The sequence below is a fragment of the Nonomuraea sp. B208 genome, assembly GCF_057536035.1.
In genome coordinates this window covers 186,891-205,782 of record NZ_BAAJOU010000024.1, presented here as the reverse complement: position 1 = coordinate 205,782, position 18,892 = coordinate 186,891, and the positions used below count along the sequence as shown (strand labels likewise).

Here is an 18,892-nt window from a genome sequence, read left to right as displayed (position 1 = left end):
TAGGCTGCTCATCAGCGCCTCTGCTCGATCAGCCCCAGCTCACGGGCGGCGGCGCTGTACCGTTCGGCCTGTCGCAGCGACGTCTGCATGGCGTCTGCGACCTGCTTGAGCGTCGCGCCGCTGTTGATCATGTCTGCGGCCCGCTGGACCTTCGCGAGACTTCTCGGCGTGAGGGGCGTCCAGGCCGGCCCGGTCTGGGGTCGGATGACCCGGAATCCGGCGTTGTCGAGGGCGTCGAGGATGCCGTCTGCGGTGGTGCCAACCGTCGCCAGAGCGTCGGAGATAACGTCGGATGCCGAGTCAGACATGGCGAATCTCCTGCTCGTCCACTTGATTGCGGTAGCGCTTTCGGCTCACGTGCCTACGCGCAGCTTGTTGAGGTTGATGCGCGCCCGATTCAGAAGGCGCTCCAGGGCTTCCCAGTTGGTGCCGAGCCGTTCGGCGATCGCTTCCTTGTCGATCTGCTGCGTCAGCGGGTTGATGGGCGGGTCCGTGGCGAGGATGAAGAGAGCGTCCTCCAGGAGAGCTTCGGCGTTCCGCCTGACTCGAAGCCCTTCGAGGGTGCCCTTCTTGTTGAGCAGGCTCAGATGGTTGTCGCACAGCAGCCGCTCGTCCTTCGACCCCTGGACGCAGGCCGGGTAAGAACAGCGGACCACCCGCCAAGGTTCGGCCGCCGGGTCGTCGATGGCGTCGGCCCACGCCTCGGCTGGTTGCCACCCGTAGTCGGCTGCGTCCTTCTGGCACTGGGTGACGGCGTTCGCGCGCATGTGCTCGCGCGGGTCGAGATGGAGCAGGTCCTCGTACGCTTCGTTGATCAGGCGCGCGGTCCGCAGACGGACCGTCGTGCGCTCACCACGCCGGAGAATCTTGAGCCCCACCCAGGCGACACCTGCCCGGTCTGCCACCTGGCGTACGGACCATCCAGCAACCGCCAGGGCACGCAGCCGCCGCATGGATCCGACCGCGTTAACCATGCAGGTCTCGGGCAGGTCGTCCACGGTGACGGTGAGGAGAGCGTCGGAGATCCGCGCCGTGATCCGGGCCGGCGGCGGTAGCTTCCGGGTGCGACTGCCTTCTGCGAGGTGCTTGACGTTCGTGGGGTAGACCCCGGCGAGCTCACCGATCGCGTCGTAGCTGACGAGCCAGATCCGGTGCAGTCTCAAGACGTGCTGCCGAGCCTCTTCCGCATCGACGAGCCCCTGCCAGGTACCTGCCTTGATTTTTCTGTGGCGCTGCCGCCCGTAGCGCAGGCGGGCTTGGGTGTAGGCGTCGGAGGTCATAGGACAACCTCCGGCCAGGTCAGCTTGGTCAGCGCGGCGCGGTGTGCCTTAGGCATGTCCGCGAGTGGGTGCCCGAGGTGGTCGGCGCCCAGCGCGGCGAGCACTGCGGCGTCGGCCATGTCGTGCTTGCCGCCGGTGTGGAACATCGGCAGGCGGCGGGCGACCGAATCGACGATCTCGTTCTTCTCGCCGCTGCCCTTGCCGAGGGCGTACGTCTTCAACGTGGCCTGCGGCACCTCGACGACGGGCACTCCGGCGTCGGCGATGATGCCCATCGTCCGGTAGTAGAGGTAGGAGCGTTCCCCGGCGCCGCCGCGGCCTCCGTCCTGCCGGTTGAACACGAGCTTTTCGACAAGGACGAGGTGGGCTTTCTCGGCGTTGGTGAGCACGATGATGTCGCTGGCCAGCCGGTTGAGCGCGCGGTACTTGCTCTGCAGGGGCAGCTTGGTGATGCCGTCGCGTCCTGTCTTTTCGCACCAGCCGAGGCCGGTCGCCATGCCGGTGCTGGTGAGGGAGATGTCGAGGCCGACGACGTGGTAGGGGATCACGGTTTCCATTCCTTCGGGGTTTTGAGGACCTTGTGCAGGTGGTGGTCGAGCCAGAAGTCGGACCACATGGCCGGGCTGGCGGCGACCTGCTCGGCCGGCCGGGCAGCCCGGTGGTCGCGGTTGCTTCGGAGGCGTCGCCGCTCGGCGCGGTGGGCGAGGAGTGAGAGGACGACCACCCCGGCGGCGATCAGCACGGTCAGTGCGCCGATCGCCGCCAGGATGGCCTTCACGCGGTGTCGCCCGCGTGGCCCTCAAGCTGGGCGCGCAGCGCGGTCTTCTCGGCGGCGGTGGCGAGCAGGTCGCGCTCGGCCGACTCGGCGCGCTCCGCTGTCGTGTTCAGATCCTCGGCCAGCTTGTATGCCAGCTCCGACGCGGCTTCGTACTCGAAGCGCAGGGCGGTCATCTCGGATTCGAGGTCGCGCCGCATCATCTCGGCACCGGTGATCAGTCCGAGGAGGATGCCGACGAGCAGGCAGAAGACGGCGATGACGAGCGCCCACACTCCGCCGAAGATGATCAGGCCGCCGAAGAACGCGATGCTCACGCCGAGGACGAGGTACTTCTGGTACGGCTCTGCCTTCTCTATGGCGATCTCGAACTTCGTCTTCACTTCGTGACCTCGCCTTCGATGCTGAGGATGTTGGGGTAGGACGAGGTGGCCGGGACGCGCCACCCGTTGACGTTGAGCCGGTAGGTGTGGCCGGTCTTGAGCGCCCCGTAGATGTCGCTGCTGTTGAACTTCAAGCTCAGCCAGGCGTCGGTGTTCTCGTAGACGCCCCGGTCGGTGAAGATGAGGTACCGGCAGTCGCGGCGGCTGTCGCACACCCGCTCCTTCGACTCCACGGTGGCGGTCTCGACGCGGCCGGTGCCGGTCTTGACCGCCGCGACGCCGATGATGATCGCGAGGACGAGGGCGAAGAAGATGAGCCCGCCGATGACCTCGATGTCGCTGCGTCTCATCGGCCACCTCCCTGGAGGGCGGCGTCGACCGTGGTCACCCGGCTGTCGGGCGACCCGAGGGCGTTGGGGATGGTGTAGCGGCTCATGCTGTTCCTTAGTGGTTGCTGTCGGCGTGGGCCTGGAGGAAGGCGACGCCGTCGTTGATGTTCTTGGCGAGCTCGAACGCGGAGGCGTAGCCGGGGAACCCCTTGGCGAGCTGGAGCCGGTTCGGGGTGTCGGCGGCCTCGAACGCGGCGAGGAGCTTCTGCACGAAGGTGCTGCCGGGCCAACCGCCCCGGCCGAGGTGGAACAGGACGTGTGCGGCGATGTCGGGGGTGATGTGCGGGTCGAGTTCCATGCGTTCTCCCGGGGCGGCGGCGCTGGTCACGGTGCTGGGGTCAGGTGGTGGCGTTCTCGCGGGCGTACCGGTCGTTGTCGAGCTTCTGCAGCGCGGCCACGATGTCGCCGCGCCAGCCGACGACGGCGGCGGACAGCCGGTCGGCGATCTGCAGGGCCTCCAGCAGGGCGGCCCGGTCGTTGAGCGCGGCGGGGTAGCGGCGGCTCCCCATGGCGAGGACGGTCTCCTGAGCGGCCAGCCGGTGCTCGATCGTGGCGGGGGTGACGTCGTCGTACTCGACGGTGATGGACTTCATCAGGCACTCCTTGAGGGGTAGGCCCGGTGCCCGCGGTGTGCGAGCGCCGGGCCGGGCGGCTAGATGTGGTAGTCGGGGGGCAGCGGGGCGTAGGGGTCTTCGACCTCCTCGCCGTGCCAGGCGTTGGCGAGACGGACGGCGACGACCCACGCGGCGTCGTGGACGGTGCGGGCCAGCGGGGTGCCGATGCGGGCTGCGTCGGCGACGGTGGTGTGCACGTCGCGGATGCGTTGCAAGCGCTCCCCCAGCTCGTCGAGCCGGTGGCGGAGCTGCTCGTACTCCTCGCGGATCGTGGGCTCAGGCATGTACTCGACGAGCAGCCGGAACGCCTTGCAGAGCAGGCAGTGGCGCCGGTCTTCACACGCTCCTGCATGGCGCGCGATCTCCGCGAACAGGGCGGTGCGGCGCTCGCGCTCGCGCTTGACTCGCGCGAGCCGGTCAGCGCGTAGTACCGCCCGCTGGTCGTTGGTCAGGCGCATCACTGGCCGCCGTCCGGGGTGACCTCGCTGTTGTTGAGCTTCTGCAGGAACGTGGCGAGGTCGGCGTTGGTGGCCTCGGCGACCGGCTTGCTCATGTGCTGCTCGAATGCGGCGGAGAGCTGCTGGTTGGTGCCGTCGAGGTCGGACCAGACGTTGACGATGCGCTGCTGCAGGTCCTTGCGGCGGGCGGCGGCCTGCTGCATGAGCAGCTTGACTCCGGTGTCCACCTGCTCGGCGTTGAGGTCCTTGGTCGAGGTCACGGTGACGCCCAGGTGTTCGGCGATCCAGGCGAATCGGGCGTCGTCGTTGGCCTTGGTCGCGCCCTTGCCGGTGTGGATGGTGACGCCGGCCTCGCTCAGCCAGATGCCGAGGTCGCGCAGCGCCTTAGCAGTCGGCTTCGGCTGCTCCTCGTCCTCGACGACCTCCCCGTCCACGATGTCCTCGCCGTCGTCGGCCGCCGCGGTGTTCTGCTCGCGGGCGCCCTGGAGGAGCGCTTCGGCGCGCTCGGACGCCTTGCGGGGTTCGTCCGCGATCGGACCCGCCGCGGGCTGGCCGAGCTGGTCGGCGAACTGCTGAAGTTGCTGCAGGGTCGCGGCCTTCATGGTGGTGCCGGTGCTGTCCCGGAACGCGGCGTGGAGCTGGCTCGTCGTGCCGGACCACGCGGTCATGATGTGCTGTCGCAGCCGGTCCGACTCGGGGTCGCTCGCCGCCGGCGGCGCGTCCGACCCCTGCGGCGGGCTGTGCTGGGCCTCCTCCTCGCGCGGGGCCTCGCTGGGCGGCGTGGCCGCCGGGGTGGGTTGTCCCTGCGGGGCGTTCTTGTCGGGCTGCGGGGGGAAGGTGGCGACGCGCGCCTTAGCGGCAGCCACCACTTCCTGCTCCCGGCCCTGCCAGGTGGGGTCGAGCTTGGACGTCCTCCAGATCGCCTCGACGGCTTCCCGGTCCATGGCCGCCTCGATCATCTTGAGGTAGTCGGTCGCGGGCGCAGCCTCGATCGCCCGCTGCCCACCGCCGCCACGGGCCAGCTCGGCGCGGCGGGCGACCTCTCCCGACATCAGCTCGTCGAAGCCGATGCCCTCGATCGTCAGGCCGGGCACCATGTACGTCGTGGCCTTGACCACGCCGTCCTTCGGGTCGAGGAACGATCCGGTGCGCTCGGCCACGTACAGCCAGGCGTCCACGTACGTCCCCGCGTGGGCCAGGAACTCGGCGGCGTTTGGCAGCTCGGCCGCGGCGTTGCCGCCCTTGCTGTCCAGCCGCCACAAGCCCAAGCTGGGCACTTCCTTGAGGAAGACGCCGAGTCGGGTGTGTGGCTTGCACGGCCGCCTCTTGAGCTCGACGTCCGCCCCGCACAGGCACGGGCCGACGAATGGGGGCTGCATCGCGACTCCGGTGCAGCGGCGGATGCACAGCTTGCCGTCCCAGAGCTCCATGTTCTGGCTCAGCCCGTTGGGCGGGACGATGACGGGGATGCGCTGCGCGTTGGTGATGACCTCGAACTGCGGGCCCTGCGGCGACTTCCACGGCTTGACCTCGCCGCCGTACTTCTCGGCGACGCCCCGGATCATGTCCTCGGACGGCGACGTGAACCGGAAGGTGTCGATCTTGCTGGGGTACTCCTTACCGTTCCGGCTGACCTTCTTGATGCCGAGGCGGATCCGGCCGTCCTGCCAGTGGCGGCGCTGCAGTACGGAGGGGTCGATGGGCATCAGGCGGCGTCCTTCCGGGTGTTGGTCTTGCTCGGGGGCTGGATGGGCTTGAAGCCGCGCATTTCGAGCCCGTGGACGTAGTGCGCGAGCGGCAGCAGCCCGCAGAACGCGGTGAACGCGTCCTGGTCGGCCGGGAGGGGCACGAAGCCGTAGCCGTTCGTGCGGAGGTTGAGGATCGCTGTGCCGACGAACGGCGGGATGGGGAACTCGTGCGAGTCGTCGTGGTGATCGGTCTCGCCGTACCTGCACTCGGGCGGGCAGATGAGGGCGACTTCCGCGTTCCGCAGCGCGGCGAGCTGCATCAGGTGGTCCTCGTAGACGGCGCTGGCCGGCTTGGTCAGGCTCGTCTTGATGTCCACGAGCCACAGCCCGGACGGCGTCGGGAGCGGGTTGGCTGGCACCGCGCGCGGTTTGAACTTCGGGATGATCGGCGACGTCGGGCCGGGGAAGCGCAGCTCGACCCAGATGTCGCTGGTCCCGGCGTACGGGATCGTGCGGTTGATGACGGTGCACTCGGCCGCCTTGATGTCGCGGCGGATGTCCACGCCGAAGTCGCGCAGGAACTCCAGGTAGGCGTCCACGAACGGGGCGGCTTCTTCGTCCGGGATGTACGGGGCGCCGAGGTTGATGGCCTCGGCGATGTTGTGGACCCGGCTTCCGAGGTCGGCCTTGCTGTCCCACTGGACTCGGTATTGGGCCTTGGCCAGCTTGATGAACGCTTCCATGTCGTCGGGGTCGGCGGCTGCGCGGTTCGCGGCGGGGAGGTTGTCCATCAGCCAGATCGCGGTGTCCCTTGCGGCGGCCGGGGCAAGCGCCTCGATCATGTGCTGGTCGATGGCGTTGGTGACGGAGATCTTCATCCGGTTCGGGTCGTTCGGGCTGAGCATCGGGTCGCAGTAGTAGCGGCCCGCGCTGGTGGGAACGGCGTGGCTCGGGTCGTACTCGTCGCGCTCGTCTTCGCGGATGACGATGTTCACGCGTCACCGCCGAGGTGCCCGTCATAGTCGGCCTGGCCGAACCAGCCGAACCGGTATTCGTCCTCGGTCATCGGGTCGAGGGCGGGGCCGCTGCCGTAGCTCGGCCGGCTCGGCGGCTGCGGCGTTTCGTTGGTCTTGAGAGCTCCGAGGTAGTCGGTCAGCTCCGCTTCGGTGGGGAGCGCGGTGCTCGGTGGCGTCACTGGGTGTCCTCTTCGTACTCGGCGGCCAGAAGTTTTCGGCCGGTCTCCTCGATGAGCTGGGCGGCGGTGTCGTAGTCGCCGAGGACGTCGGCGAGCAGACGGGTGAGCGCGGATTTCGCGTAGTGGTTCCAGTGCTCGGCAGCTCTTGTGGCGATGAGCTGCACCAGGTCGTCGGGAGGCGACACTTGAGTGGTGTCGGTCATGCTGATTGCGGTTCCGCTATTAGGTGTGCGGGATGTATTTGACGTGGACGAGGACGGCCTTGGCTCCGTCGTCCTTGGTGACGGTGCGGGTGGTGGCTTTGAAGGTGCCGTTGCCGTCGCCACTGAAGCCTCGGTAGCCGTTCTTGACTGCGTTGAAGAGGCGGTTGGCGTCGCGTCTGCCTTCGGGGGTGTCGGGGTTCTCGGCAATGACTGCCCATTTGCTGGGGTTCTTGCGAAGTTGGGCTGCCACGGGCTCGTACTCCTTGTTGATGCGGGTTCTGGCGGGGGCTGGATCTTCCCAGCGGAGGATGCCGTTGGGCATGGCGGTATGACGCTCCGTGATTGCTGGCTTTGTTTGTCGGGCGTTTTCATCAGCGCTTCTGCTTGTGCTCGCACATGATCGAACCGACATAACCGACACTATCGCGTTGTGACGCACCATGCAACGCTTGACGTGTCATTCACGTCATTGCAGCTACCTCGCATATGTCACGCAGAGTAATCGGACGTCTTGCGATGACATAGCCAGACCGACACGTCGATTGGTACCGTTGCGCCAGACTCGTATGACGCATCAACCGCCGCGAAAGGACACCCGACTCGCCGTGGCCGACCTCAGCCAGCCCTCAACAGTGGTTCAGTTCCTCATTGAACGCCGCAACAACCCAGGAGGGCTCAAGCGACGCATCTCCACCCGCGCCGCCGCCGCACGCGCAAAGGACCTGGCCAGCGACGCGATGTCCGAACCCACCTGGCGACGCATCGAGGCCGGCGAGAAAATCCCGGAAGACCGCGAGCTCGTGCTCATGGCGGCCGCGATCAACGACCTGGCGAACGAGCCCGTCATCACCCCAGACGACCTACACGAACGGGACCGACCAGCGGCGGCCGAACTGTTCCGCGAATGGATCCGGGAGCAAACCAAGGCGGAGCCCGCGCTGGCCACAATCGACGCGGACGTCACACCCGAGCATGTGCAGCAGAAGTTCCAGGCGATGCTCAGCAAGATACGCACGTTGAAAGGCGTCCCGCGAGACCAGCGCGGCCAGATCGAGGCCATCATGCTGGCCCAGATCGAGGCCACGCTGAACGCGACGGATGCTCAACTGCGGATTCTCAAGCCCGAGTAGCTAGTTCAGCCAGTGACGCGACGCGTAGGCGCCGAGCTGGAACAAGGTGGTCGCATCAGCCTTGCGCTTCAGCTCGTCGAGCCTGCGGTTGACCGTGCGCGAGTGCACTCCCAGAGCGCTGGCGATGCGATCGACGTGCGCGCCGCCGGCCAGCATCTCCACGATCATCATCTCAGCCGGCTCCAGCGTGCCGATGTCGGTGAAGCGCGCAGGGTCGGGCTGAAGCGGCAGCGCCCGCTCCCACTCGGCCTCGAAGACCTCGACCAGGAAGTCCACCAGCGTGCCAGGATGCACGAGCAGCATCTGCCTGGCGTCATGGCTCCGCGGGTAGCGGGGCGTCATCGCCATGCGCTGGTCCGAGATCAGGAGCTTGTGGGGCAACCTGTCAGCAAGCCTGATCTCACACCCCCGGTCGAGGGAGTGGTGCAGGCCGCTGATGGCGGGCTGGCTCTGGAAGGTTTTCCACTCAACGATGACGCGGCACTTCGCTGGATGGTTTACAAGATCCGAACCAGATTCTGCGCGACTTCGCACAGGCTGGAGCGGGAGGAACGGGTGCGTGATGAGCTGCAGGATCTCGTGCTCGGCCGTGGCGGTCAGCGTTTCGAACCAGTGCTGGATCTGCTCCCGGCTGGTGAGCAGGGTGACGGCGTCGCCCCCCTCGGGCTGATGCCCGGTGTCGTAGATGTGGTCCAGTTCTTCCACGTACGCCTGGATCCGCTGAAGCTCCGCCACCTGCATCGCGAGGACGCCGTTCATAGCGATTGAGGGACGCCGCGCCATCAGCGGGTTTCCGTGAACGAGGCCTCGGATCGTCAGCTCGTACAGGTCGTCGTGGACCTGGTGGCCGAACTGTTCCTCCAACACGTGGACGCTGGTGGGCCCTGTGGCGAGCAGGTGCCGGTAGAGGCGTTCCTGCTCAAGGCTGAGGCCGGCGATCCGGTGTGGCACGTCGTTTCCTTCCCGATGATGGCGCGGCTGCTCGTTCAGCGCGCGCCTGAGCTGATCTCCCCGCGCACTGTCTCGAACAAACGTTTGTGTTCCTGGCCGAGAAGGAACACGGCGCGGGCCGCGCGGACCCGCCGCCGCCACCAGATGAGCTGGACGGTGACGGGGACGGAGACTGCGGCGGTCCACAGCCCGGCCAGGGCGAACGCGGCCGCGCCGGCCCGGTCGGCGTACAGGGCGAGGAACGAGAAGACGGCCACCGCCCAAGCTGTAACCGACATCGCTGTCAAACTGAGAAGCCACATGCGGATGGCGTGGCAGATCATGATTCTCCGAGACTGGCTGGTCCTTGCTGTCATCCTGACCGCGCGTGCGGCTACATGCCGCCGAAGTGGAGGTACTCCGCCAACGCGACAGGCGCATCAATGGCGTCGGCGGCCGGAACCGTGCTCGCCTCGGCCTTGATGACGCTCGGGCCAGAAGCCGGCGTGGCGTCGTCGGCGCTGGCGGTGCCGGGAGTCAGCAGGAGCAGGGCGGCAGCGGCGAGGATGATGAGGTAGCCGGTCAGGCGCGGGCGCGCTCCCATGAGCTTGGGCATGTTGCAGTCCCCCAGGGTTGGAACGGTACGAACGCAAGGATGCGGACGCCCAGTTGACTTTTTGTCACTCGGGGCGTCACGCCATGGAGTGACCATAAAAGTCCTTTCGCGCGCGATTGTCTACATTTACGGGCAGCATCTTGGCGACATGGCGCATCTATGACAAGCCCACGTTCCCGATGACGAACGTGTCACGGACGTCCTGACCCGTTCATGGCGACCCCGGCGCGGAACGCACTTGTCGGACGGGGATGATAGAACGCTCTGGCAATCGTTCATGGGAGAAAGGCGGAAACGTGAACCGAGCGATGGCGTCCCTCGTGGCAGCCTTCGTCGCCAGCAACCTGACGTTCCTCGCGGCCATCGTCCACATCGTCCTGACCGGCAGGCTCGGCGGCATCGACATCGCCGTCGCGGGCGCGGCCTGCCTGACGGCGTGCGGGACGTTGCCGCTGATCGTCCGGCAGCGGCCGCGCATCAATGGCGTCACCACCGCTGCAGACGTTTATGAGATGGGATTAGAGCAGGTCAGCATAGGTCGCTGACACAAAAGCGGCACGCGAAGCAGCCGGGTCTAGATTATGACTACCCCGCGCGCTGGATAGCTCCTGAGTCAAGACTCAGGGTCAACTCTGTGTAGGCCATTTATCGCGTGCCGCGACGAATGTTCCGATGGTGGACACGGTGTACACCCAGCCCTGATCACGCAGGAGGGCAACGGCGGCACGAGCCGTCTTCTTGGCGACGCCGTATCGCTCCATGATCTCCGACTGCGAGGGCAGCACGTCGCCCGGCTTGTAGTCGCCCCGCTGGATGCCATCCACGATCTCGACGGCGATCTTCTCGAACTCCCGGGGTTCGCGGATCTGGGGGGCGTCGCGGGGGCCGACGTAGGAGCCTTCGGCGCGGATGGTGTAGATGGCGTCTTCCTCGCGCAGGACCTCCAGGGCCCTGCGCACCGTCAGCCGTGACGCCTGGTGGATGGCGCACATCTCGGCTTCGGTGGGGAGGGCCTGGCCGGGCTTGAGCCGGCCCGCGGCGATGTCGTCCTTGATGGCGTTGACGATCACCTGGTAGATCGGCACCGGCCCCCGCGGGCCTCGTTTCGTCATGGCCGAAGCATACATGTTGGGAACCTTTATAGACACGAAGGGTCTTAGCCGGGAAGGCGGCCGGAAACGAAAAAGGCCCCGGCGCCAGAGGCACCGGGGCGCGTATGTGTGCAGATACGCAGGGATCAGCTTACGCCGTCACCGGCCGCCCCTGACGGCGTCGTACACGTCACGGTCCAAGCGAGCGTCACCCAACGCGGTGTGTCTCGTCGCCCAGTCCTGGGCGACGCCGACGATCTCCCAAGACGGGCTGTCCATGTGGCCGTCCAGCCAATCCTCGACGTACGGCACGGCCTCAGCCTCGAACGCTTCGTCCACCTTGTCGTAGGCGGACAGCCGGCCGTCGATGTAGCCGATCAGTAGGGCTCGGATGTCGATCATGCGGTGGTGGGCAGTGAGGAGCTGCCCGTGGGCGCGCAGGAACTTGCCGAGGAACTTGCGGTCGTGGGTGGGGTTGTTGGCGACGATCGTGGCGCCGTCCAGCTCGCTGGCCAGACTACGAGCGATGCTGTCGGCGTCGGCCTCCATGTAGTAGTCGCCCTCGGCGAGCGGGTTGCCCGTGTGTTCCTTGATCCAGGGGCTACCAGCGATGTGGAGGGTGGGCGCGAGCTTCCGGCCGGCGCCGATGGGCTTGTGCTTCACGCGGCACCGCTCGTAGTAGCGGCCCACCTGTAGGGAGTTCGGGTCGGCGTGGGTCAGGTCCGGGCGGACCTGCCACCAGTATTCGACGTCGGTCCGGATCGGGGCGCGCAGGTCGCGGATGATGAGCCCGATCTCCCACAGGTTGCCGTGGCGCTCGTCGAGGGAGGTCGTTTCGAGGTCTATGAAGGCGAGCTTCTTCACTGGGCTGGTCTTCCTGTTCGTCGTGGCCTCCTCCCCGCCAGGCGAGCAGGAGAGGCAATTGCGTTACCGCTATTAGCGGGGAGACCTCGCACACGCGAGATCTCCCCGCTGGCGCGCTTAGCGAGAAGTGGGGGGCGAGGACAGGAGGACCCAGCCTTCGGCGTCGAGCTCCTTCCAGAGGGCTTCAAGGAACTCGGGCAGAGGCCCATCGCATCCGCGGAGGTAGAAGTCCCTGCGGCACATCACGTCGTTGTCGTCGTAGTAGCTGTGGTTCGTGTCGAAGTCGGCCGGGGCTTCGGTTCCCCAGAAGTGGGTCTCGAAGACTGGGCCGATGTCGGACGGTCCGGCGGTGGGGTCGACCAGGTAGTGCTTGATCTCGATCTGCCCGTTGTCGGGGTTGGTGCGGGTGTAGAGCCGAGTTTCCACTTGGTGCCCTTCCAGGTGTGGTGTTGGTGCTGGTAGCGGTGTGCCACCAGGTGGCGGGGATTTGTTGATCTTGTGATGCGCGATCATCTTCACTATAACATTGAGTGGACCAATATGGATAATCAGGGGTCCAATCCAAGGTCAACGCACGGAGGGGTTGACACGACAGAACGACAAGAAACCCCGTACGGTGAGAACCGCACGCCACACGCCACTACAGGAAGCCCAGCATGCCGCGCAACTCGAAGCCGCCGCAGAAGCCACGTCCCACGGACAACGTCGAGCAGCAGCCAAAAGCAGGACCGCAATCAAGTCGCCGAAGTGGGCCAAAGCGCGTTCGCGCCGTTCGGTGGACCGACCTGCTGCCCACGATGGTGTACCTGTACAGCGACGTCGACGACCGTCTCACCCGAGCTGTCCAAGCCACCGGCATGGGCCCACAAGAGACGTGGGAACTGGCCATCAACACCTACTGTGACGCGCTACAACCGCCCATTCCGGCCGAGTTTCCCGAGCCGATCAAGAAGGCCGATCTCAGTGTGCCGCGCGACCCCAACCCTCCCCCGCCGGGCACGCCCAGCGAACGCCCCGTAGCGCCGGGCTTCATGGTCCGGCTCACACGAAACACGAAGGCCAGGCTCGTTGCCGCGTGCAAGCAGGAGCAGATGGGAGGCAAGGCCGTCCTCAACGACGCCATGGAGGCATACCTTGACGAGCTGGACCTGGAGCACTAACTGGGGCTGCCGAACGACCTCAACGAATCCGGCATGCGCCGGCGCGCCGATGGGCTCAGACGATAGATCAGGGCGAAGCAGCGCGACGAGACCCGGCCGTCGCCGAAAGGCCGGGCAGCCGCTCCTCAGTCAACCAGGTAGTGCGCTTCGATATAGGCCACGGTGGAGTCGTACGGCTCCCCCACCGGCTTCAACGAGTACTCGCGGAAGACCGCAGCGGTGGCGCGACGAACACCTCGGCTGCGAGCGTCGGCGTTATCCCACGACCCGGCGAGGGTGTGGGTGACCACCTGGTCGATCTCCTCGGCCAGATTCCTCTCCGTGACCGTGAGCCCGGCCGGCGCGTGATCGTGGATGATCCGCGACAGGACACCCACGTGATCGTCATCCAGCACAACGGCCTCGTCAGGGTGCTTCTCGGCGTTCACGATGGCACGGGCGATCCGGAGCGCTTCAGCCAGGAACTCCAAGGCGTCCTGGGCGTTCTGGATGATCCGGTCCCGCAACTGCTTGATCCGCTCCGCGAGGGCGGTGTACTTCGCGGACCCCGGTTCAACGCCCTTGTCGAGGGCGGCCTTGATATGGTCCAGGATCTCCGCCGCGGACGGCGGCTTCCTGTCCTCGCCGTCGCCCTTGCCGGGATCGGGACGGACAAGGGCCAGCAGTTCCTTGAGGATGGCGATGCCCTGAGCGTCCAGGACAAGGGCCTCCTCCTGCGTGGCGACCACGGAGAAGGAGTGGACGTGGGCGTTGATGATGTCCAGGACCATCGGCCCCAGCTCCCTCAGCCGCTCCTTCCTCTCCTCGTCGGAGGACTGCTTGAACAGGGTCGTGTACACGGACCCGAACAGCGCGAAACCGTCCCGATACTTGGCGATCCGCTTGTCGGTGTTGATCAGCGGGTACAAGCGGGCCAGGAGCCGGTAGTCCCGCGTGAACACCTCGGCAGCACCGGGGTTGGCGTCCAGGAAGTCGTTGATGGCTCGCAGGGACTCGTATCCGTGGACGGTGAGGTCGAGGTCGTCCACATCCGCGAAGAGGTCTTCGATGCGGGCGAAGGCGGTGCGGAACTCGTCGACCAGCTCGGACAGGTCGGTGACGAACCCGCCGCCCTTGCCACTCTCCGGCGAGGCGGGATCGACGACAGCCCGCTGGACCTCTTCGGCCAAGCCGATGTAGTCCACGATCACGCCGGTGGTCTTGACGAACCCGGTCGGCGAGATCCAGGTACGGTTCGGGCGCGTGATCGTCTGGAACAGGGTGTGGGCCTTCAAGGGCTTGTCCAGGTAGAGGACGCCTTCGTTAGGGGCGTCGAACCCCGTCATCAGCTTCGCGGTCACCACCAAGAAGCACAACGGGTCGTCCGGGGTGAGGAAGCGGCGCTTCTGCTCCTCCTCCTCGGCCTCGGAGAGCTGGAACGGCCGCATGGCGGGGTCTTCGTCCTTGGAGTCCGAGACGGAGATGTTGACCTCGGCGGTGATCCGGTCGTGCTTGCCGACCTCGGCGAGCACCTGTGACGGCTCGAACCCGGCCAGCAGCTCGTTGATCTTGTCCGTGTAGACCACGGCCAGCTCACGGTTGTAGGCGACGACCTGGGCCTTGAGACCGTTGCGGTAGGCGCCGGCCAGGTAGTGGTCAACGATGTGCTGGCAGACCGCGTGGATGCGGTCGGGGTTGGCGAACACCGACGTCAGGCGTCCGAACTTGCGGGACAGGGCCTCACGGTCGGGATCGTCGAGGTCGAAGTCGTCGGCGAACTCATCGAACTCGGCCTGCAACGCCTGATCGTTGATCTCGAAGGCGACCGGGTGCGGGTCCAGCATGACCGGGACGGTCGCCCCGTCCAGCAAGGACCGGGACACCGAGTACCGGTGCAGCACCCTGCCCGGATCGGTCTCCTCGCCGAAGAGGGCGAAGGTGTCGGTGGCGAGGTTCCTGACGGGGGTGCCGGTCATGCCGAAGAACTTCGCGTTCGGCAACGCCGCGCGCATCTGCCCGGCAAGGGACTTCTTCTTGTCGGACTGGGTGCGGTGTGCCTCGTCGACCAGCACGATGATGTTGCTGCGGGTGGAGAGGTTCTTGCCGGCGTCGGCGAACTTGTGGACGGTCGTGGAGATGACTCCGCGCACGTCGTCGGCCAGCAGTGCCCGCAGCTCGGCGCTGGTGGCGGGCTGGTGGAAGTAGGCGTCCCCCATCGCGGAGGTGAACACCCCGGACGTTTGCCGGACGAGCTGGGTCCGGTCCGACAGGAGGATGATCGTGGGCGAGTCGGTGCGGGTGTCGGCCAGCAGCAACGACGCGGCGAACACCATCAGCAGGGTCTTCCCGGACCCCTGGTGGTGCCAGATCAGTCCCTTCGACCCGCCTGCCAGGACCCGCTCGTGGATCAGGTGCGCGGCCTCCATCTGCGGGTAGCGGGGCAGGTACTTCTTGTCCACCCCGCCCCCGGAGGTGTCGAAGAGGGCGAAGTTGGCGAGCATGTCTAACACCGTGGCCGGGTTGAGCAGCAGTTCGACGGAACGTTGCACGTCGGCTTGCCCGGACAGGTTCTCGTCGTCGGCTGTGGACCGGAACGGCTGCCACAGGTTCGTGGGCGCGCCGGCCGCACCGAACCGCAGCTTCAGCCCGTCGGAGGCGACCGCGAAGACGTTGGGGGTGAAGAACCACGGGTACTCGGTGGCGTACACGTCGTTGATCTCGCGGGCGGCAGTCACCCAACCGGACTTCGCAGTCGGCGACTTCACCTCAACCACGACCAGGGGCAGCCCGTTCACCCAGTACACGAGGTCGAATCGGCGGGAGGTCTTGCCGGGGACGGTGATGGTCACCTCGTCCGACACGACCAGTGTGTTGGCGGTCGGGTGCTCGAAGTCGATGACCTTCAGAGCGTGCCACGCGCCATCGGCATCCCGGAACTCCTTGTGCCCTCGCAGCAGGCGCAGCACCTGCTCGTTGGCCCGCACCAGCCCGCCCTCGACGGCGTTGACCGTGGCGACGATCTCCTCGACCACCGCGTCCACGTTGAACCCGCCGATCACTTCGGGGTTGAACTGGACGATGGCGTCCCGCAACAGGCTGGCCATCACCGTCTGTGTCGTCTCACGCGGCAGTGACCTGCCTGCGGTGAAGGTCCAGCCCATGGGGAGGGACCACTGGATCATCAGGTTCTGGAACTCGCGCTCCCGAATGCCCTTTGCCACGGCTCATCCCTCTAGCTCGGCGGACTCGATGTCGATGGTGCGATCCAACAACCCCGTCATTAGCCCTGCGCGCACGGAACGGAGACGGTGTGCCTCGGCCTGGGTCGCGGAGACGACCTCGCTCATCGCGTCGAGCTCCGCAGCGATCCTCTCCTGGTCCGCGACGGTTGGAAGGCGCACTGGCATCCGAAGCGCACGCATGGCGGTGATGTGCTTGATATTGGTGCCTCCCGCGATGTCGAGGAACGTGCCCGACTCATAGGCCCACAGGCACCAGTGGTTCACGAACGCCGAAACACTGACGCCCTGGACAGCTCGATACCGCATGAGCGTCTTCTGGAAGCAGATCGGTTCTGGCAGCTCTCCACGCCACATGGCCGGCATGCCGACAGCGGACTGACTTGCGCTGCCTTCGGACACGAGTACATCGCCGGGCACAAGGCCGAACACCTCGCGCTCCTTCGGGTCGAAGTTCATCTCCAAGACATCGTTCAGGTCGAGCGTCCCGTAGCCGACGTTTGCTGAACGGAGGTAGGGCGTCATGTAAGGTCCCGTGGCGTACTTCGGCGCCCGCTGTCGCCCCATTGTGATTTCGAACGCCTCGTGAGCACGAACTGCCGGAGCGTTCTGGTCGTTGACCAGTTCGGCGCGAAGTCGTCGCAGCACCATACGCAACGCTTTGACCTCGGTGTCGAGTGCGGTGATCTGATCGTCCACCGCATCAATAACCTCGACTATCCGCTCCTGCGTCGGCAACGGTGGGATAAAGGTCGGGGCCTCCTTGAAGACCGGCATTGTCGTACGGCGGCGGCGGACGATGGAGCCAATCGCACGACTGTCGAAGTACGGGGTGAGCACACCGCTCTCGAGTACCATCCCCCAGAACCTCGCGTCCTGCCCTTCGCGGACACGGAAAACTGGGTAAACCGGCGAGGTAATGCCAGCCCTTTCACCAAGCCACTGCCCGATAGCTCCAGTCCAAAGGAGGTACGGGTTCCAGGCAATGTCGAAGGGCTGGAGCACCTTGTACTTGCTCGTGTCGTCGGTAGCGACCCTTTTGTTGAAAACCTCGCTCTGGGGAACTATGCCGCGCCGCTCAGTGACGCTGAGCACCAAGTCAACCGCCTTGTCCTTGTTGCGGACATCGACGTGTTCGAGTACGTCGTCAAGGGTGCCTAGCTTCCATTCGAAAGGCTTAGTCATCAAAGCCTTCGATCCCTGCGGCGGCGAGCACCTGCAGCATGCGCGCCTCGGTCCTCTGGCGTTCGGCGCGGGCGAGGTTGTAGGCATCGATGAGGTTGCCGAGGTCTTCTTGCTCGGCAGCGGCCTGCTTGATATATCGCCCGATGTTGAGGTCGTACCCGTTCGCCGCGATCTCTGTGGCAGGGACGAATCGCGCCCCGAGCCCGCCTTCTCCGTCGGGGTTTACGGGATTGCCGTCGGCATCCAATTTCGAGTGGTAAGCGGTCACGATGTCGGCGATGTCGGCGTGGGTGAGGATGTTGCGATTCTTGGCCTTGGTGAACCGCTTGGAGGCGTCGATGAACAGTACGCCGCCCTGCCGCTCCCGGTCCTTGGTGCGGGGTGCGCGGAACACCAGGATCGCCGTGGGGATGGTGGTGTTGTAGAAGAGGTTGGCAGGCAGGCCGATGACTGCTTCGAGCAGGTCATCGTCCAGGACGCGCTGGCGGATGGCTGCCTCTTGGCCGCCTCGGAAGAGGACGCCGTGGGGCAGGACGACGCCGGCGCGTCCCTTCTTCGAGTTCATGCTGGCGATCATGTGCTGCACGAACGCCCAGTCCGCCGTCGAGGGCGGGGCGATCCCGCCGAGGGCGCGTGGGTCTCGGGTCCAGGGCTTCCACTTCAGGCTGTAGGGCGGGTTGGCGACGATCACGTCGAACTGCGCGATGGATCCGTCCGGCTTCTTGAAGCGCGGGTCCTTCAGGGTGTCGCCGACCTCGACCTTGAACTGGGTGAGGTTGTGCATGAACAGGTTCATGCGGGCTACGCCCGCCGTGTCCGGTACGGCCTCCTGCCCGTACAACTTGAGCGTGTAGCCACGTCCGCGGTGAGCCTTGAGGAGGTTCGCGGAGGCGATGAGCATGCCGCCCGACCCGCAAGTCGGGTCATATACCGACTCATAGTTCTGGGGGTCCAGAATCTCGACGATCAGCTCGACGACCTCACGGGAGGTGAAGAACTGGCCGGCTCGGGTGCCGGACCCGTCGGAGAACCGCTTCAGCAGGTACTCATACGCCCCACCGAGGACGTCGTGGGACATGTTGCCCTCGTGCATCTTCGGGGTGCGGTCCATCGCCTGCATGACCGCCGCCAGCACCTCCCCCGACAGCACCTCTTCGGAGGTCCAGGTCATGGACCCGAACAGGCGGGAGAACTTGTCAGGGTTGGCCGTCTCGATGGCTTGCAGGGAAGCGCGGACACGCTGGCCGAGGCCGGGCTGAGTGATGGTGGCGAGGATTGACGTCCAGGAGGCGCGACGCTGCTGGACGGTGCCGGGGTAGATGTACGGGATCTCGAACGACTGGTAGTCGCGGTACTCAATCTCGTGGGCTTCCTCGTCGGACAAACCGCCCAGACCCTTGTTTTCGGCCAGGAACTGCTCGTGCTGGTGCTCCCAGGTGTCCGACAGGTACTTCCAGAACATCAGCGGGAAGATGACGGAGGAGTATTGCGCTTCGGGCATCGCCACGCGCAGCTCGTCGGCGGCATCCCACAACCGGTTTTCGATCTCTTGCTGCGTCACTGCCATCAGTCGGGGGTTTCCTTGCTCGTCAAAGGGCGGCGGCCGAGGCCGGGGCGTTCCTGCTGGTCACCCGATCTGGGGCGTGCCCGGCATGGTCACGTTGGGCTTGTCCTACAGGGTGAACACACGAGGTGTCGTACTGGCAACCCATA

General features: G+C 66.1%; 26 protein-coding genes. 3 read left to right on the top strand and 23 right to left on the bottom strand.

All coding sequences use genetic code 11. The features are described 5' to 3' along the window. Window positions 1–11 precede the first annotated feature (11 nt). The 14 genes from AC27IY_RS27020 to AC27IY_RS26955 form a co-directional block, all read right to left on the bottom strand. Window positions 12–308, bottom strand: a complete 297-nt coding sequence (locus tag AC27IY_RS27020) for a hypothetical protein (protein WP_487179578.1) — start codon at window positions 306–308, stop codon at window positions 12–14. A gap of 45 nt (window positions 309–353) precedes the next feature. Beyond that, window positions 354–1,280: a hypothetical protein gene (locus AC27IY_RS27015; protein ID WP_487179576.1), complete on the bottom strand. Its 927-nt coding sequence runs from the start codon at window positions 1,278–1,280 to the stop codon at window positions 354–356. Further along, window positions 1,277–1,828: a hypothetical protein gene (locus AC27IY_RS27010; protein ID WP_487179574.1), complete on the bottom strand. Its 552-nt coding sequence runs from the start codon at window positions 1,826–1,828 to the stop codon at window positions 1,277–1,279. Before AC27IY_RS27010 ends, AC27IY_RS27015 begins: the two co-directional genes overlap by 4 nt. Next, window positions 1,825–2,058 (bottom strand): hypothetical protein, encoded by a 234-nt coding sequence (locus AC27IY_RS27005; protein WP_487179573.1) that lies wholly within the window; start codon window positions 2,056–2,058, stop codon window positions 1,825–1,827. Before AC27IY_RS27005 ends, AC27IY_RS27010 begins: the two co-directional genes overlap by 4 nt. Then, window positions 2,055–2,438, bottom strand: a complete 384-nt coding sequence (locus AC27IY_RS27000; RefSeq protein ID WP_487179572.1) for a hypothetical protein — start codon at window positions 2,436–2,438, stop codon at window positions 2,055–2,057. The genes AC27IY_RS27005 and AC27IY_RS27000 overlap by 4 nt, the downstream gene beginning before the upstream one ends. Then, window positions 2,435–2,788, bottom strand: a complete 354-nt coding sequence (locus tag AC27IY_RS26995; protein WP_487179571.1) for a hypothetical protein — start codon at window positions 2,786–2,788, stop codon at window positions 2,435–2,437. The genes AC27IY_RS27000 and AC27IY_RS26995 overlap by 4 nt, the downstream gene beginning before the upstream one ends. 94 nt (window positions 2,789–2,882) lie before the next feature. Further along, window positions 2,883–3,125 (bottom strand): hypothetical protein, encoded by a 243-nt coding sequence (locus tag AC27IY_RS26990; protein WP_487179570.1) that lies wholly within the window; start codon window positions 3,123–3,125, stop codon window positions 2,883–2,885. A 40-nt stretch (window positions 3,126–3,165) separates the two neighbouring features. Then, window positions 3,166–3,420, bottom strand: coding sequence for a hypothetical protein (locus AC27IY_RS26985; RefSeq protein WP_487179569.1), 255 nt, complete (start codon window positions 3,418–3,420; stop codon window positions 3,166–3,168). Window positions 3,421–3,479: 59 nt separating this feature from the next. Next, on the bottom strand, window positions 3,480–3,899 hold the full coding sequence (locus AC27IY_RS26980) for a hypothetical protein (protein ID WP_487179568.1): 420 nt from the start codon (window positions 3,897–3,899) through the stop codon (window positions 3,480–3,482). Further along, on the bottom strand, window positions 3,899–5,605 hold the full coding sequence (locus AC27IY_RS26975; protein ID WP_487179567.1) for a recombination directionality factor: 1,707 nt from the start codon (window positions 5,603–5,605) through the stop codon (window positions 3,899–3,901). The genes AC27IY_RS26980 and AC27IY_RS26975 overlap by 1 nt, the downstream gene beginning before the upstream one ends. Continuing rightward, window positions 5,605–6,582, bottom strand: a complete 978-nt coding sequence (locus tag AC27IY_RS26970; RefSeq protein ID WP_487179566.1) for a hypothetical protein — start codon at window positions 6,580–6,582, stop codon at window positions 5,605–5,607. Before AC27IY_RS26970 ends, AC27IY_RS26975 begins: the two co-directional genes overlap by 1 nt. Next, window positions 6,579–6,782 carry a hypothetical protein gene (locus AC27IY_RS26965; RefSeq protein ID WP_487179565.1) on the bottom strand — a complete coding sequence of 68 codons (204 nt, stop codon included), beginning with the start codon at window positions 6,780–6,782 and terminating at the stop codon, window positions 6,579–6,581. The genes AC27IY_RS26970 and AC27IY_RS26965 overlap by 4 nt, the downstream gene beginning before the upstream one ends. After that, on the bottom strand, window positions 6,779–6,985 hold the full coding sequence (locus tag AC27IY_RS26960; protein WP_487179564.1) for a hypothetical protein: 207 nt from the start codon (window positions 6,983–6,985) through the stop codon (window positions 6,779–6,781). Before AC27IY_RS26960 ends, AC27IY_RS26965 begins: the two co-directional genes overlap by 4 nt. Before the next feature lie 19 nt (window positions 6,986–7,004). Continuing rightward, the gene (locus tag AC27IY_RS26955; protein ID WP_487179563.1) at window positions 7,005–7,307 is read right to left on the bottom strand and encodes a hypothetical protein; all 303 of its coding nucleotides are present in this window, start codon (window positions 7,305–7,307) and stop codon (window positions 7,005–7,007) included. 283 nt (window positions 7,308–7,590) lie between these two features. Here AC27IY_RS26955 and AC27IY_RS26950 point away from each other — a divergent pair, with 283 nt between their 5' ends. Further along, window positions 7,591–8,115, top strand: coding sequence for a hypothetical protein (locus AC27IY_RS26950; RefSeq protein ID WP_487179562.1), 525 nt, complete (start codon window positions 7,591–7,593; stop codon window positions 8,113–8,115). Here AC27IY_RS26950 and AC27IY_RS26945 read toward each other — a convergent pair whose 3' ends face one another. The 3 genes from AC27IY_RS26945 to AC27IY_RS26935 form a co-directional block, all read right to left on the bottom strand. Continuing rightward, window positions 8,116–9,066, bottom strand: coding sequence for a hypothetical protein (locus tag AC27IY_RS26945; RefSeq protein WP_487179561.1), 951 nt, complete (start codon window positions 9,064–9,066; stop codon window positions 8,116–8,118). 35 nt (window positions 9,067–9,101) lie between these two features. Then, window positions 9,102–9,344, bottom strand: a complete 243-nt coding sequence (locus AC27IY_RS26940; protein ID WP_487179560.1) for a hypothetical protein — start codon at window positions 9,342–9,344, stop codon at window positions 9,102–9,104. Window positions 9,345–9,439: 95 nt separating this feature from the next. After that, window positions 9,440–9,661 carry a hypothetical protein gene (locus tag AC27IY_RS26935; protein ID WP_487179559.1) on the bottom strand — a complete coding sequence of 74 codons (222 nt, stop codon included), beginning with the start codon at window positions 9,659–9,661 and terminating at the stop codon, window positions 9,440–9,442. A gap of 296 nt (window positions 9,662–9,957) precedes the next feature. Between AC27IY_RS26935 and AC27IY_RS26930 the strand changes: the two genes are divergently transcribed. Then, window positions 9,958–10,206, top strand: coding sequence for a hypothetical protein (locus AC27IY_RS26930; protein ID WP_487179558.1), 249 nt, complete (start codon window positions 9,958–9,960; stop codon window positions 10,204–10,206). A gap of 81 nt (window positions 10,207–10,287) precedes the next feature. Here AC27IY_RS26930 and AC27IY_RS26925 read toward each other — a convergent pair whose 3' ends face one another. The 3 genes from AC27IY_RS26925 to AC27IY_RS26915 all read right to left on the bottom strand — a co-directional run bounded on the left by AC27IY_RS26925 (window position 10,288) and on the right by AC27IY_RS26915 (window position 12,042). Further along, a complete protein-coding gene (locus AC27IY_RS26925; protein WP_487179557.1) occupies window positions 10,288–10,773 on the bottom strand; it encodes a GntR family transcriptional regulator in 486 nt (161 codons plus the stop codon). 138 nt (window positions 10,774–10,911) lie between these two features. After that, window positions 10,912–11,616, bottom strand: coding sequence for a 3'-5' exonuclease family protein (locus tag AC27IY_RS26920; RefSeq protein ID WP_487179556.1), 705 nt, complete (start codon window positions 11,614–11,616; stop codon window positions 10,912–10,914). 117 nt (window positions 11,617–11,733) lie between these two features. Then, the gene (locus AC27IY_RS26915) at window positions 11,734–12,042 is read right to left on the bottom strand and encodes a hypothetical protein (RefSeq protein WP_487179555.1); all 309 of its coding nucleotides are present in this window, start codon (window positions 12,040–12,042) and stop codon (window positions 11,734–11,736) included. 371 nt (window positions 12,043–12,413) lie between these two features. Here AC27IY_RS26915 and AC27IY_RS26910 point away from each other — a divergent pair, with 371 nt between their 5' ends. After that, complete coding sequence (locus AC27IY_RS26910) at window positions 12,414–12,776, top strand: hypothetical protein (protein ID WP_487179554.1); 363 nt, start codon at window positions 12,414–12,416, stop codon at window positions 12,774–12,776. Window positions 12,777–12,901: 125 nt separating this feature from the next. Here the strand turns inward: AC27IY_RS26910 and AC27IY_RS26905 are convergent, their stop codons facing one another. The 3 genes from AC27IY_RS26905 to AC27IY_RS26895 are packed head-to-tail and all read right to left on the bottom strand — an operon-like array spanning window position 12,902 to window position 18,746. Further along, on the bottom strand, window positions 12,902–15,976 hold the full coding sequence (locus AC27IY_RS26905) for a type I restriction endonuclease subunit R (RefSeq protein ID WP_487179553.1): 3,075 nt from the start codon (window positions 15,974–15,976) through the stop codon (window positions 12,902–12,904). A gap of 3 nt (window positions 15,977–15,979) precedes the next feature. Beyond that, on the bottom strand, window positions 15,980–17,179 hold the full coding sequence (locus AC27IY_RS26900; RefSeq protein ID WP_487179552.1) for a restriction endonuclease subunit S domain-containing protein: 1,200 nt from the start codon (window positions 17,177–17,179) through the stop codon (window positions 15,980–15,982). Beyond that, complete coding sequence (locus AC27IY_RS26895; RefSeq protein WP_487179551.1) at window positions 17,172–18,746, bottom strand: type I restriction-modification system subunit M; 1,575 nt, start codon at window positions 18,744–18,746, stop codon at window positions 17,172–17,174. Before AC27IY_RS26895 ends, AC27IY_RS26900 begins: the two co-directional genes overlap by 8 nt. Window positions 18,747–18,892: the final 146 nt, after the last annotated feature.